Source organism: Demequina sp. NBRC 110057, assembly GCF_002090175.1.
Taxonomy (GTDB): Bacteria; Actinomycetota; Actinomycetes; order Actinomycetales; family Demequinaceae; genus Demequina.
This window is the reverse complement of the sequence record NZ_BBRN01000003.1, coordinates 256,261-270,321: the sequence shown is the minus strand read 5'-3', so window position 1 is coordinate 270,321 and position 14,061 is coordinate 256,261. Positions and strand designations below refer to the sequence as shown.

Below are 14,061 nucleotides of genomic sequence, written 5' to 3'. Positions count from 1 at the left end.
CACCGCACTCTAGTCCGACTATGGCGCCGCCGACGTTGCTACGTGACCGACTCCTAGCCTCGTGGTGCCTAGAGTCGGTGTGCCGGGGAGCCAATGCACTACGGACCCGCAACGTCTACTTCGCACACTCCTCGTGAGGAATCGTCATCTGCCTGTCGCTACGGCAATGTCTCGCCGCGTATCCGCTGGGCCTACGAGCCAGAGTGGATCGGGTCGGGTTGACTACTTCTTCGGGTTCGCGTCACTCGACGACGCTGGCGTCTTCGCCGGAGGACGGGGTACACCCTTTGCTGCGCTTGAGGGAAAAGCACCATGCGTAAGTGATGCCCCCTCGCTAAACGGCACGGCGCCGCCAACAAGAGACTTCCGCTTCGGGTCTGTGTCAGCCATTTCATCCCTCTCGGTGATCGTTCGCGGACTCGGACTTCTCCCCGCTGGGCGGGCTTTCATCATCGCCCTGGTCGAGGAACTCGACCATATCTCCGGGCTCGAGTTCATACTAGAGTCCCCGCCCATCTGGAGCGACTTTGATGAATGTCCCGTCCGAATCGACACTTGCCTGAGGGGAGAGGAATAGCGATGGCCGGTCAGGATACGTTGCGACGAATCCGGCTTCGGCGGAAAGATACCCCATCAGGAAGACTCCGTCACGTTTGCGGATCCGAACCCAAGTGTCCCCGAGGTGCGGCACTCGGAGGTCCCACGGAGTGACCCTAATGAAGCGCCCGAGCGCGTTCACATACAGCCATGCGGCGACATTGGCCGTGGTGGTGCGAATCCTTTTGTCGGACGACTTCCAGCCACGGAGATCTTGCCAGTTCTCCTTCGCTGCAACATTGGCCGCGACGTTGACCGCCACGGCGACAAGCATGGGCGCAACGACGCAGCACACAATTGCAGTGCCTCCGAGTGTCGCGAGGTCGGTCTCCGCGATGGGCGTCGTCAGTAGTTCGAGAATGGCGTCCCCGAACAACAACGCGTAACACGCAGCAAACACCACCGAGGCGACGAAGGCGCCGAGGATTCGATGAGTGGCGTCTAGATCTCTTGAGTTCGCACCTGCAGATCGCATGCGAGCAGCACGGTAGACGATGCCTGGTACCAATGCCAGCAACCAGATCACGACCTGAGTTACCGAACTGGGTGTCACGTCGCCTCGCGGTGGCTTCGAGTTGCTCGAATACTACTCAAGGGAACCCTCGAGGTCATTTATGCCAACCCCAACCGCGTACTTCAGATCGCCGTATCCGAGCCTCTCGGCGACCGTCGAGAAGTGGAGTCGGCCAGCGATCGTCTTCGGCTCCTGGAACCCGCCGAGCAGCGCCGTGTTCGTCGTCCCCTTGGTCTCGAAAACTATGTGGCGGCCACCATCGGGGGTCTCCACGGTAACCGCCCAGTCCGGGTTGTACTTCCCGAACGGCGTCGGCACCGTGAAGTTCGAGGGCAGCTTGACGAAGGACTTTACGTCCTCGCGGCGAAGCAACTCGAGCGCGAGAGCGGACTCCACCTGGGAGTCCGACACCACATGGGTGTACGGGGACTTGGCACTGAAGTCGATTGCCTCGCCATCGCTGTTGACGACGACGTTGCCGCCGTTACCCACATAGCCCTGGAGATCAGCCTGCTCGAGCAGAGTGAGCGGGTACCATCGGTCATCATCGGGACGATCATCGGCAACCAGGTCATATGTGAGCCCGTTCACCAGAAACTGCGCCTTCGTCTCGTTCAGCAGCTTTGAGACTCGGTCCACGTAGGCCTGCGGGTTGTCGCGGAACTGTGGCAACGTCCCAGACTCGGTGAGAACCGAAGCGATCGTCGCGCGCGTGAGCTGCGTCCTGTCTGCGAGCACCGACAGGATGTCGGGCAGGTCTTCAGAGTCCGCGTAGGTCATGTCCGCGCGGCGAATACTCGTAACATCGGCGGTGAGACCGCTCTGATCGATCCGCTCGACGCGAGAGGTCTGCCATTCGCCCTTGCGCTTCCGAACAGGTTCCATCTGTCGCAGCTTGTCGATCAGCGTCTCTCGCAGGTTCTCCTCGTCCACGTGCAGTCGGTACTCGGTCCGATGCCGGATTCGACTCCACAACGCCTCGAACTCCGGGCTCTCGAGCCGCTCGCGGACGACGGGCACGACGACACGCTCGGACGCCTTCTTGATCTCGATCGGCTTCGACAGGCGCTTGAGGAGCCCGAGCAGTGCGATTTGCGCCACATCCGTTTCGACGACGTCCTTAACCAAAGCCTTGAGGCTCTCGCTGTCCTCCGTGATCGCCTTCCGCAGCGACTCCTGGACAGCACCAGCCTTGTCGACGTAGCCGCCGGCCACGAGGCTCTCGAAGAGCTTCTGCGCAGAGTCGTTGCCGACCGGAACGACCTTCCCGTCCTGATCGGGATCCTTGAAGGTGAGCCGCGCAAATCCGTCGATGGTGACCTTGCCGAACTCGATACCGAGGTCCTCGGCGAGCTCATGCTGGAGCTGCTCGGCGAACTCCTCGAAGGACTCGTTGGCGATGACCGTCAGGCGGTTGACGCCGAATCCGCGGATTCGGTTGCCGTGGCCGTCCACCGCGAGGCGCAGACCGCGGCCGATGCTCTGACGCCGCCACCGCTCAGACCCCATGTTGCGCAGCACGCAGACCTGGAAGACGTTTGGGTTGTCCCACCCCTCCTGGAGAGCGGAGTGGCTGAAGATGAAGCGGATCGGGGTCCCCGGTTTGGTGAGCTCGACCTTGTTCCTCATGATCTGCTCGTACGCAAATTCCGCCTGCTGACGCCCAGCAGCGGTGGTTTCGGCCGTATCGACAAACCGCTCTGCACCACTCTTCTTGTTGCGGTCGACGGAGAAGTAGCCCTGATGGGCGTTTTGTGCCACAGCGTCTGCGGGCTGCTCAGGAAGGATCGTCGAGAACTCGGCCTCGCGCGAGACCTTCGCGTACTCCTCCTCGAAGATGAGCGCGTACTCCCCCGGCTGCGCCACGCCGTCGGCGTCGTACTCCCGGTACTTGGCAACCGAGTCAACGAAGAACAGGCTCAGCACCTTGATCGGGAGACCTGAGAAGGCGAACTCCTTCTCCTTGCGCAGATGTTGGCGGATCGTCTGCGCGATCATCTGACGCGCCCGCTCACCCAGACTCACCTCAGCGCCGATCGACTCTCCTGGACGAAGCTCCTCCGCGACCTCGTGGAAACGGATCCAGTCAGGCGACACACTCAGCCCACTCACTGTGAGGTCCTTGTAGAGATCACGGCCAGTGATGAACTGCAGATTGTCGTGGTCGCGCACCGTAACGACCTTGCGCACGATTTTCCCGCCCTGCTCCGCATCCACCTCGACGCGCGCGCTGAACCGACCGGCAGTGCGCTTCACACTCTTGAGTTGCACATACGGCGAAGTCCCGCTGGACTCGGTCACGAGCGAGTCCACCTCGATTTGTTTCACGAGCTGCTTCTCGTACGCGGCGATGGCGTCCAGGCGGTAGACGAGGTTTCCCTTGTCGAACTTGGGATGCGTGGCCGAATACCGCAGCACCGCGAGCGGATCGAACTTCTCGATGGCTACGCGGCCAGCGCCCTTCTTCTTGCGTGGGCTGCCGTCGTCGCCATAGACGCTCTGGGGTTCGTCGACGATGACGATGGGCTTCGTCGCGGCGATCAGGTCGATCGGCCGCTCGTCGTCAAGGGCCTCCACCGGCTTGTGCATCGTGTTCGAGGCTTTGTTTATCGCCGCCACGGTGACGACCATGATCTCGATGCCCGACGACGTGGCGAAGGAACGCACACGCGACGGGTTGGCTCCGTCGTACTGGAAGTACTGCATCGGCGGGTTGCCATACAGGGACCCGAAGTGCTCCTTCAGCATCCCGAGCGAGGTCAGCACGCCTTCCTTGATGGCGACCGAGGGCACAACGACGATGAACTTGGTGAACCCGTACAGCTGGTTCAGCTCGTAGACGGTGCGGAGGTAGACGTACGTCTTTCCCGTACCGGTCTCCATCTCGATCGTGAAGTTGGACGAAGCGAGAGCCGGCTCCGGCGCGAAGCCTGAGTTCTCCTGGACGGCGTGGAGATTCTCAAGGACGGAGTCCGCGTCGAGCACCAGGCGGTTGGCGACACCGGTGTCCGCCATGCCGTGGAAGCCCGCGTGCAGAGCGGGATGCGCGTACACATCGAAGGCTCCGGTCATCACATCCTGGCCGGCAAACAGTCCGGTCACGGCGTCGATGGCGGCACGCTGGTAATCGAGGTCCGCGTCGAAGGAGAACTTCATCGCGTCAGATGCTCCGGAAGGTGGTGAATCCGGCCTGCTTCACTGCGGCGTCCAAGTTCAACTTCGCTGACGAATCGACGAAGCCGGTGTCGCGCACGACGATCGTCACGTCCGAGTCGACGGGGTTCTCGTCACGCCACTGCACCAGCGCACGCGCCAGCTCGATCGCTAGCTCGGTCGTCACGTTCTCGCCGAAGTAGGCGTAGAGCGTGCCCGCGCCAAGGTTGTAGAGGGTGCTGCCCGCGACCTCGCGGGTCTCGACAGGCGTCGTGAGCTCGATGCCGAGTCGAAGCATCATCTCGACCAGCAGGTCATCGCTCGAACGGCCCTCAACGAGGTTGTCGACGGCCTCCATCAGGTTCAGTTCGCCGGTACCGTCCCATGGCTCGAGGTTCGACGACGCAAGGCGGTAGGAACGGAAGCCGAGGTCGATGTCAGCGGACTCGAGGGTGAGGTTCTCTGCGACCTTCTTGCCAGCTCGGCGCAGCCGTTCGCGGGTGATGTCGGCGATGGTGTCGTAGCCGTCCTTCCCGACCTCCTCGTCGAGCTGCACGAGCATGTATCGACGGATTCCACCATCAGCGGCGTTGAGGTCCATGACAGCGTGCCCGGTGGAGCCCGACCCCGCAAAGTAATCGACTACGAGCGCGTCCTTCTTGCTGCCCGAAACGAGATTGATCCAGCGACTCAGCACTTCTACGTCCTTGGGGAAATCGAAGGGTGACTCACCATCAAACAACTCCTTCAGCCGGCGTCCGCCGTGAGTCCGCTGGCGGTCGAAAACCGACATCGCGACCTGACCCGTGACTTCATCAAGTGGTCGCTTGGCACTGATGGGCTTCGTGTGATCGTCGCGGAAGATGATTCGGCCGGCCGCAATGTCTTCGAGCATCTTGGGCTCAGATGAACGCCAGCCACGCTCGGGAACAGGCACCGGAAGTCCCGTGACTGGGTGCAGCACGTCGTACTTCGGCCCGCCGCCGCCGGGCCAGGTGACGTTATCGTCCCGACAGAGCCTTCCGTCCGGCAAGAAATAGGTATAGCGCGCCATGGCATGCACAGGCGAGTCTTCGGGCTGCGAACGGAACCAATCGACCATGTGGCGCCGAGCCCCGGCCTCGTCGCCGTCAGCGGCGCTCCACGCGCGCTGGCCTGCGGCAAGAACGTCTTCGACGCCGATCTTTTCTTCGCGCCACCGAGTGCCAAGTTCCGCGAGCGCGCCTTCGCTCTTGGCGTATACAAGCATGTAGTCGTGGCCCACGGAAATGTAGCGAGAGTCGTTCTTGCGCCCGCCCTGCCACACCACATTGGCAATAAAGTTCTCGGCGCCAAACACTCGGTCCAAGAGCAACTTCAGCCGCGCGTGCTCGTTGTCATCGATCGCCGCGACGAGCACGCCCGTCTCCTTGAGGAGCGAGTGCGCCACGAGCAAACGCGGATACATCATCGAGAGCCACTTGGCATGCCGTGCAGAGGCGAGACGGCGTTCTTCCGCGCGGTTGGACCCAGCACCAACCTGGGTTGCACCTTCCTCATCACGCAGGCCGGCGTCGGTCTCATGCTCAGCTACCGTCGAGACGCGGCTGTCGTCATAGACGAAGTCGTTCGTGGTGTTGTAGGGCGGGTCTATGTAGATGACATCGACCTCGTTCGTGTAACCGCGCCGAAGGAGTCGGAGAACCTCGAGGTTGTCGCCCTCGATCACGATGTTCCGCGTCGAGTCCCAGTCCACGGACTCGTCCGGGCGGGGCAAGAGCGTCCCGGTCGCGGGAAGCGTCGACAGGCGACGGGCCTCGGCCATTCCGACCCACCGTAGTCCCGACGCTTCGCTACCGGCCGGCGCGGCGTCATCGCCAAGGATTCCACGCAGCGCCTCAAGGTCGACATGCCCATCAGTGACTGCATCCGGGAACAACTCGGCGAGTCGGGCAACGTTGTCGGCGGCCTCACCCCGACCACTCAGTTCCTCGATCGGTGCGTACTGAATTGAGTCGTTGTCTGCGGGCGTCGTCACGGTCCTACCTTAGGGTCGTCGCTTATTCGGGTCTGATCAGCGCCGGCTCCGAAGAGCGCCGCGCGGGTCTGGGCAATCTGGTCACGGAGGATGCGCGCCTCGCCGTTGTGCGCTATGCGCCGTTGCATCGACTTCTCGCGCGCTGCGCTGCGCACCGCCGACTGGAGATCCTCGTCGAGCGCCGCAACCCGGCGGCGGAGTTCCACCGCCTCGGCGGCGTTACGCAGACTCGGAGAGGGCACCCCGTCTGCTGCTGCTCGTCGCACGAGATCGCGGTACAGCGCGCCGAGGTCGGTGCGGTCGAGTTCGCCCACGTGTAGAGACGCGGCTACGATCCGGTCAGCCGGTGCGGCCAGGTGCTCCTCTACGACCGACATACCTGCCTCGGTCTTGCTGAGCCTGGTGAGGGCGAGCGAGAGAAAAGGGACCTGTTCGGACGGATACAGGGCGACGATGGCGGGACGGGGCATCGCGCGGTGCAGGAGCTCGGCTACGCGGCGCTGATCCTTCGCGGTGATGCCGTCGGCCATCCGCACCTCCAGGACCGGGATCATGTCGACAGGGCGGTCTGCGTCGCGGACGGCAGGAACGCCGGTCGTCGCGGGACTCAACACTCCCACGATTCTTGCCGAGGCGATCGCCCGGCTGAGGAGTCGGGCGTCGGCAGGCGCCGAGTGCTCCCACTGCTCAACGATGTCCTTCTTCGTGAGCCGATGTGTCTCTCGCGCGCGTGCCGGAAGCCCCAGCATCTCCACGACGTCGACAGGCGCGGGAGTCACGGGACGATCGCCATCCACGCCACGACGTCGATCGACTCCAGCCCGGGGGTCGTCGCATCGGCGCCAAGCAAGGACGGAGCGGAGGAGAAGATGGAAGCCGCTAGCTTCTGCTCCGCATGGCCCGAGGCGGCCTCGACCGCCACACTCAGCAGACTCCGATAGTGGTTCATGTCACGACCGCGCCGTGTCGCTGCTTCGAAGTCGGCGATCGCCGCATCGTCCGGCTCGGCACGATCGAGCGCGTGCCTGCGAAGCACGTCGAGCGCGAGCTTGGGCTCCTCAATAGCGTGGGCGAGCGTCCCGTCGTCCCGTACGAAGGCGAGCACATACGGGGCGAGCGGATACGCCTGGGAGAAACCAAACGCATCGGCCCTGACCCGAAGGAGGAATACGGCCCCAGGCGAGAGCCCATCCGACTCCAACCCTGCATCGAACCTCGCAACACCGAATAGGGCGAGCGGCCACGCATCGATGCGCTGAAGTTCGGCTCTGGGCCGCGACGAGGCATCCATGCGGAAGTCCGACAGTGTGAGGTCCGTGATCGACAGTCCACTGGCGAGGTCCTCCATCGCCGGCGCAGCCTTCTGAAGCTGCTCGAGCTGATGGCGCCTGTAGTCGAGATCGTTCATGTCCGACGAGTCGAGTACGTTTTCCTCGCCCGTCGCGGAGACGTCGAGGAGCTTCATCCGGCTCGAGACCCGGCCTTCGAGGTTGATGTACGAATCCAGGTCGTCCGTGGGCCAGAAGTTCACGAGCTGGACCGAAGCGTTGGACGATCCGAGGCGATCGACGCGTCCGAATCTCTGCACGATGCGGACCGGGTTCCAGTGGATGTCGTAGTTGACGACGGTGTCGCAATCCTGGAGGTTCTGCCCCTCCGAGATCGTGTCGGTTGCGATGACGATGTCGACGGTGTCGCCGTCGGGGTTGCCTCCCTTCGAGATCGGCGAGAACGCGGAGAGCACGACGTGCATGTCCTGGCGCTGACCAGGCACAGTGCTCTTGGTCGACTGACCCGTGATGAGGGCGACGTTGACCCCGAGCTCGCGCCGTGCCCACACCCCCACATGCTCGTAGAGGTACTGCGCGGTGTCGCTGAACGCCGTGAAGATCAGTGCCTTGCGGTTGCCCTCGTTTGTCGGATTCTCCACCTTGTCGCGCAGGAACCGCTTGAGTTCGGCCAGTTTCGCATCGCGTGAGACGTCGACCTTGGTTACCTCGGCGAGGAGCGAGGCGACCGTCTCACGGTCGGCTTCCAAGTCCTGCCGCCAACCGCTGCGGTTCATGTCCTGGAGATAGACCTTGACGTTGCCGCCAACCGCATCGTCCAGGTCAGGGTCGTCGAGCCCAAGGTTTGCGGCTGCGCCCTCGTCCTGGATCGACGCGCCCTGTGACCCGTCGACCTCGAACTCATTGAGGCGTTCGATCGACGCGTCGATCGTGTCGAGGATCTTCCCCAGCGTGAGGCCGAGCGACTTCACCGAGGACTCGAGTCGCTTCAGAAGGCCGACTCGCAGGAGGTGTACCACGTTGTTCTCGCGGTCCGTCTGGATCCACTTGCGGGCCCCACCGGTGCGGAGCGACCTGTCGTAGACCTCGGCGTACTTCTCCTTGAGCCCATCGCGCACGTAGCTCGTAGGCTTGTAGGCGGCGAGAGTGAGCCGCAGGATTGCGCGGTTGATCTCGTTTAGCGGGATCATGGCGCCGTCGAGGTCGATGCCTGGTGTCAGGTTGATCGGGGCGAGGCGCTCCGGGAACTTGCCTGTGTCCTCGACGCCGTAGTACTTCTCGATGTGCTTGCGAGAGCGGGCGATCGTGAGGAGATCGAGAAGCCGGATGTAGTCCATGCCGAGCATGCCGACGAGGGACTTTGCCGTGCGCTGCTCATCGGGGGTCTTCTGCCACGCGTTGAAACGCGTCTGCGCTTGGCGAAGGGTCTGGCCGATGTCCTTCACTCCCTCGCGTGCGAGCGCCCGGTCGTCGCCTTCAGTGGCGAAGAGGACTTGGTTGCGAAGGTCGGCCAGGCGGGTGTTGACCGGGGTCGCAGACAGCATGAGCACCTTGGTGCGCACGCCGGACTTGATGACCGCGTTCATCATCCGCTCGTAGCGCGTGGTGCGGTCGTCCCTCTGAGGGTTGTTGCGGAAGTTGTGCGACTCGTCGATGACGACGAGGTCGTAGTTGCCCCACTCCAGGTGGGCAAGGTCGATATCGCCGCTTATGCCGGCTTCGCGAGACAGGTCGGTGTGGTTCAGAACGTCGAAATTGAAGCGATCGGCAACCAGAGGGTTGCGCGCGTCATTGGCGCGGTAGAGCGTCCAGTTCGCGCGAAGACGCTTCGGAGCGAGCACCAGCACACGGTCATTGCGGAGTTCGTAGTACTTGATGACGGCGAGTGCCTCGAAGGTCTTTCCGAGACCAACACTGTCCGCGATGATGCAGCCATTGTGGCGCTCGAGCTTCTCGATCGCGCCGAGGACTCCGTCCCGTTGGAACTTGTAGAGCTTCTTCCACACTTCCGTGTCGTAGAAACCGGTGCGGCCACGCCGCTCGGTCTCCTCGCCCGACTCGTCGACGAAGTCGCTGAAGAGGGATGTCAAGATGCGGAGGTACAGAGACTCTGGGGCGCGGTTCTCGTACAGAGCGCGGGCGGCTTCGAAGAACGCCTCGCGTGCCGCGGCGGCTGCAGTGGGGTGGTTCCAGGCGCGCTCGAAGTGCTCGGCGATCTGGCCGACCTGGGCCCGGTCCGTCGTTCCCAGGGGCATGTGAAGGTTTGGCGACGCGACCAGACCCAGACTCTCCGCTTCAAGGCCGGCGCCCTGGACGGCAAGGGGGTTCGCACCGTGAACGATCGTCGAGGTGTCGCGGGTCCTCTTCGCCAGAGCCCTGACGTCGAGTTTGTGCTCGGCCCATGCGATGAAATCTCGCGCCACACGGTGCTGGTCAAGGCGGGCTCGGAGAAGGTTCTCTTCCTCCAGGCCGTTCAGCGGATGGTTCTCGAGGCTGTCCTTCCAGAGCAATAGACGGGCGTCGACCTCTGCGAGGTCGCCCTCGAGCGCCTCGTGCACGAATACAGAGAAAGACTCAGAGAGGGAATCAACTGACGTGGCGTCGCGGAGGTGCGAACGGACGGCTTCAAGCGTGCGTTGTTCTTCGGCCGGCATTGTGTTCCCCTCACGGCGGCTTGGTGCGCGAAGACGGCTCCGGCGCTCCTCCAGGGATGCTATCGGCTCTGGGAGTGTCGAGCGGCGGCCCTTGGCGAGTGTCGCGGTGATCCGACCTCGGGAGCCGTGCCGAAGAATGCGCCAGAATGACGGGGTTGCGCCGAGCGAAAGGACTTCAACATGTTCACCGGCATCACGAGCGAGATCTGCGCCCAAGCCTGGGACATCATCGAGCCCGCCATCGCGCGCGGCCACGAGGTCGGCCTGCTTAACGGCTACAAGGGTGGGGTCGTGGTGCTTGACCCGGCCGACGCATCGGCCGATCCTTTGTTCAACGCCTACCTGGGCGACGACCCCGAGCAGTTTGTCGAGTGGGCCACCGCCAAGGCTCGCGTCGCCGCGCGCACCGGCATGGACACCTCGCGCCTGCGCGACCACTCGCCGCACCTGTACCGCGCGGGCGACATCAAGTGGCCCGGCGGCATTGTGCGCGAGGGGCTCGTCGTCGCGTTCAGCGGCGTGCAGGGGGAGTACGACGAGATGATCGCCGAGTGGCTCGTCAGTGCCATTCGGGCGATTTGCCGCCTGGAGTTCCGCGCGCCCGACGGCCCCCGCGACAACGGCGGGCCGTTCCTGGGGGAGTAGGGGCTGCCAAGCCGGCCACGGCATCGGCCGCCCTCAAGCCTTTGAGAAAATAGCCGCATGTCCGCGCAGAAGCTCTACGACCTCCTGGTCCGCCACCAGGACTCGGACGCGGATGACCTGAGCGCCGACGCGCGCCCGCACATCGCGGGCAACGGCCTGCGCCAGATGGCGGCGCAGGCGCTGCAGTCGGCGGGCGACGAGGTGGTCAACGCCAAGACGGTCCTGCCGTGGCTGATGAACGCGCTGGGCGCCCCGGGCGCGTTCGTCGCGTTCCTGGTGCCCATCCGCGAGTCCGGGTCCATGCTCCCGCAGGCCGCGTGGGCGCCGCGCGTGCAGGCCAGGCGCCAACGCAAGTGGGTGTGGGTCGCGGGCGCCGCCGGGCAGGCCGTCGCGACCGCCGCGATGGCGCTCGTGGCCGCCACCGCCGAGGGCTGGGTCGCCGGCATCGGCATCCTCGTGGCGCTCGCGGTGTTTGCCGTCGCTCGCTCGCTGAGCTCGATCGCGAGCAAAGACGTGCTCGGCCGCACCGTGTCGCAAGGGCAGCGGGGTCAGATCCAGGGAGTGACGACCGTCGCATCGGCCATCGTGGCGGTGACGCTCGGCCTGGGGCTGCGGTTCTGGGGCGGGGACCTGGGTGTGGGCGTGCTCGCGGCGCTGCTCGGCGGCGCGGCCGTGCTGTGGGCGCTGGGCGCCCTGATCTACGCGACCATCCGGGAGCCGAGCGAGGAGGGCGAGGCGAGCAAGCCTCGCGAGGCGACCCAGGCATCGGCCACCGGCGATTCCCCGCCGGACGATGACGGACCCGGCTGGGTGAGCCAGGCGGCCGGGCTGTGGCGGGACGACGGCGTCTTCCGCCGCTTCGTCGTGGCCCGCGGCCTGCTGCTCGTGTCCGCGCTCAGCCCGCCGTTCGTGGTGGCGCTGTCGCTGCAGGGCGACGGCGAGGGGCTGTCGTCGCTGGGGCTGTTCATCCTGGCGCAGGGGGTGGCCGGGATCATTGGCGGGCGGGTGTTCGGACGGCTGGCCGATGCGTCCTCGAGGCGGCTCATGATCGGCGCCTCGATCGCGGCATCGGCCACGATTGTGATGTTCCTCGGGCTGCGGGCTCTGCCTGGCGTGGGGGAGGCGGCGTGGCTGCCGGCTGCCGCCTATTTTGTGCTCGCGCTGGTGCACCTGGGCGTGCGCCTGGCCCGCAAGACGTACGTGGTCGACATCGCCGAGGGCGATCAGCGCACCGAGTACGTGGCCGTCGCGAACACGCTCATGGGCGTGCTGCTGCTCGCGGTGGGCGTGGTGACGGCGGGCCTGGCGGTGTTCGGTAATGCTGTCGCTCTGGTGGCGCTGGCGGTGCTTGGCGTGGTGGGCGCGTGGGTGGGGCGCGGGCTGCCGGAGGCCGAGAAGGGCTGACGCTACGTTGTGCCTATGACTGACGCGTGGCTCCCCGCCGACTTCGAGCACCCGCTGCTGGTGCCCCTGGTCGAGGGCGTGCACCTGCGGCCCATCAGTCCCGACGACACGGACATCGACATGGTCGCGGTGATGGGGAACCAGGCTCGCCTGTGGGCGAAGTACGGCGAGGAGTGGGGCTGGCCGCCGGCCGACATGACCGCCGAGGCCGACCGCGCCGACCTCGACCGCCACGCGCGCGAGATGGTCACGCACGAGTCGTTCAATTACGCGATCCTGCCTGCCGGCGAGGGCGCGATCTATGGGTGCGTGTACATCGACCCTGCTGACGCGGTGGGGAATGTCGGGTCGGTGGCGGAGGTCTCGTGGTGGGTGGTGGCCGATGCCCCGGCCGGGTTGGCCGATGCCGTGGCGGCCTTCGTACCGCGCTGGCTTGCGGAGGCGTGGCCTTTCGTGGAGGTGCGGTACCCGTTTGGGGAGGTGGGTTAGGCCGCCTGCGACCGGCCCGGGACCGCCGGTGACCTAGGCGAGGACGTCCGGCCCCACGACGGGTATGCCCATGTCGCGTGCCTTCTTGGCCTTTCCCGAATTAGTCCCTGGATCCTTGGCGATGACGGCGGAGACGCCCTTCTTCACGCCGGGCCACACCACTAGACCTCGCGCGTTGGCCAAGGCCGTGAGGCGAGCCTTGTCTGCAGCGGAGTGACCGGTGAACACCACCAGTGAACCCTCGTCGAAGGTGACCGCGTCGGAGACAGAGGAAACCTTCGCGCTCGCGTGAGCGAGTAATGCCTCGACTTCGAGGTCGGCGAGACCGAGGAAGTTTGCCAGCTGGACGATGTAGGCGCGCTCGTCAGCCGTGAGGACATCGTCATCGCACGCGACATCGACGATGCCCAGTAAGTAGGTCCGGTGAAGTCGCGCGCAGTCGTCGGCGGAGAGGCCCGCAGAGTCTGCCACCCGAGCAAGGTCTCGCTTCTCTTCTGCGGTGATCTTGCGGTCGAGCAGCACCCGTGCGAGCGCCTCGATGTACTGGGCCTCGCCGTCCCCATGGTGGGCGGCATCGAACCGCGCCACGACCGACTCAAGGAGGCCGCTACCCGCCCGGGTCGCCCCGCGTCCGACGGCCGGTGTGCGAAGTGGAGGCAGCGCTGGCCAGGCAACGCCTGAGCCTGTCGAACTAAGGCTGTGCCACCGCCTCTCGACAGCGCTGAACGTTCGATAGCTTGCGAAAAGCCGGGCCGTTGCCTCTGCGTCGGCAAGCGCCGCGTGCGCATCGTTGAGAGGAATGCCGACATGCCGGCATGCCTCGCCGAGTTTCGGCGGGATGCCGACTTCGCGGGCGAGCTGCATGGTGCACACAGCGTCCGCCGGAGTGAGGTTCACGGCAAACCCGGCGCGCGAGTACTCAGCTGCGAGGAATCGCACATCGAAGGCCGCATTGTGCGCGACGATCGTGCGTCCCCCCAAGAGTTCCGTGAGGTCGCCGATCAAGCGATCGAAGGTCGGTGCGACGCGGGCGTCCGTGGCATCGATGCCGTGGATGTGCTGGGCGCCGAGATCCCGCATGGGGTTGACGAGGGTCGAGTACGCGTCCTCGCGTCGCCCGTCATGGTCGACGAGTACGACGGCAATCTCGCAGATCCGGTCGAGGCTCTTGTACGCAAAGCCCGTTGTTTCGAGGTCGATGACTGCATATCCCGCCATTGCCGCTCTCCTCAGGTCGCGAAGTCTCCCGCGTGATCGTATCGGCGGTGATGCCTGCTGAGGCGGGACCATCGGCGTGGG

Annotated in this window: 9 protein-coding genes; 3 read left to right on the top strand and 6 right to left on the bottom strand. The window is 64.9% G+C overall.

Features of this window, described 5'->3' with window-relative positions:
* Positions 1-499: 499 nt before the first annotated feature.
* Genes B7K26_RS12770 through B7K26_RS01235 form a run of 5 tightly spaced genes read right to left on the bottom strand, consistent with a single transcriptional unit; the run spans position 500 to position 10,224 of the window.
* Complete coding sequence (locus B7K26_RS12770) at positions 500-1,150, bottom strand: DUF6338 family protein (protein ID WP_255376040.1); 651 nt, start codon at positions 1,148-1,150, stop codon at positions 500-502.
* 33 nt (positions 1,151-1,183) lie between these two features.
* Positions 1,184-4,267 (bottom strand): DEAD/DEAH box helicase family protein, encoded by a 3,084-nt coding sequence (locus tag B7K26_RS01250; RefSeq protein ID WP_084076875.1) that lies wholly within the window; start codon positions 4,265-4,267, stop codon positions 1,184-1,186.
* Between the two features lie 4 nt (positions 4,268-4,271).
* On the bottom strand, positions 4,272-6,281 hold the full coding sequence (locus tag B7K26_RS01245; protein ID WP_143340396.1) for a site-specific DNA-methyltransferase: 2,010 nt from the start codon (positions 6,279-6,281) through the stop codon (positions 4,272-4,274).
* Positions 6,278-7,060: a DUF4391 domain-containing protein gene (locus tag B7K26_RS01240; protein WP_084076873.1), complete on the bottom strand. Its 783-nt coding sequence runs from the start codon at positions 7,058-7,060 to the stop codon at positions 6,278-6,280. Before B7K26_RS01240 ends, B7K26_RS01245 begins: the two co-directional genes overlap by 4 nt.
* On the bottom strand, positions 7,057-10,224 hold the full coding sequence (locus tag B7K26_RS01235) for a helicase-related protein (protein ID WP_084076872.1): 3,168 nt from the start codon (positions 10,222-10,224) through the stop codon (positions 7,057-7,059). The genes B7K26_RS01240 and B7K26_RS01235 overlap by 4 nt, the downstream gene beginning before the upstream one ends.
* Positions 10,225-10,404: 180 nt before the next feature.
* On the opposite strand from B7K26_RS01235, the gene B7K26_RS01230 reads away from it, so the two are divergent.
* Genes B7K26_RS01230 through B7K26_RS01220 form a run of 3 tightly spaced genes read left to right on the top strand, consistent with a single transcriptional unit; the run spans position 10,405 to position 12,762 of the window.
* On the top strand, positions 10,405-10,869 hold the full coding sequence (locus B7K26_RS01230) for a heme-binding protein (RefSeq protein WP_084076871.1): 465 nt from the start codon (positions 10,405-10,407) through the stop codon (positions 10,867-10,869).
* A 57-nt stretch (positions 10,870-10,926) separates the two neighbouring features.
* A complete protein-coding gene (locus B7K26_RS01225; protein WP_084076870.1) occupies positions 10,927-12,273 on the top strand; it encodes an MFS transporter in 1,347 nt (448 codons plus the stop codon).
* A 15-nt stretch (positions 12,274-12,288) separates the two neighbouring features.
* Positions 12,289-12,762, top strand: a complete 474-nt coding sequence (locus B7K26_RS01220; RefSeq protein ID WP_084076869.1) for a GNAT family N-acetyltransferase — start codon at positions 12,289-12,291, stop codon at positions 12,760-12,762.
* 33 nt (positions 12,763-12,795) lie between these two features.
* On the opposite strand, the gene B7K26_RS01215 is transcribed toward B7K26_RS01220, so the two are convergent.
* Entirely contained in the window at positions 12,796-13,980 is a 1,185-nt protein-coding gene (locus tag B7K26_RS01215; RefSeq protein ID WP_159449564.1) for an exonuclease domain-containing protein, read from the bottom strand.
* Positions 13,981-14,061: the final 81 nt, after the last annotated feature.

Bases quoted from the DNA above. Each gene is read 5' to 3' on its own strand.
- B7K26_RS01220 (WP_084076869.1), top strand. From the start codon at position 12,289: ATGACTGACGCGTGGCTCCCCGCCGACTTCGAGCACCCGCTGCTGGTG.
- B7K26_RS01235 (WP_084076872.1), bottom strand. From the start codon at position 10,224: ATGCCGGCCGAAGAACAACGCACGCTTGAAGCCGTCCGTTCGCACCTC.
- B7K26_RS01225 (WP_084076870.1), top strand. From the start codon at position 10,927: ATGTCCGCGCAGAAGCTCTACGACCTCCTGGTCCGCCACCAGGACTCG.
- B7K26_RS01215 (WP_159449564.1), bottom strand. From the start codon at position 13,980: ATGGCGGGATATGCAGTCATCGACCTCGAAACAACGGGCTTTGCGTAC.
- B7K26_RS01250 (WP_084076875.1), bottom strand. From the start codon at position 4,267: ATGAAGTTCTCCTTCGACGCGGACCTCGATTACCAGCGTGCCGCCATC.
- B7K26_RS01230 (WP_084076871.1), top strand. From the start codon at position 10,405: ATGTTCACCGGCATCACGAGCGAGATCTGCGCCCAAGCCTGGGACATC.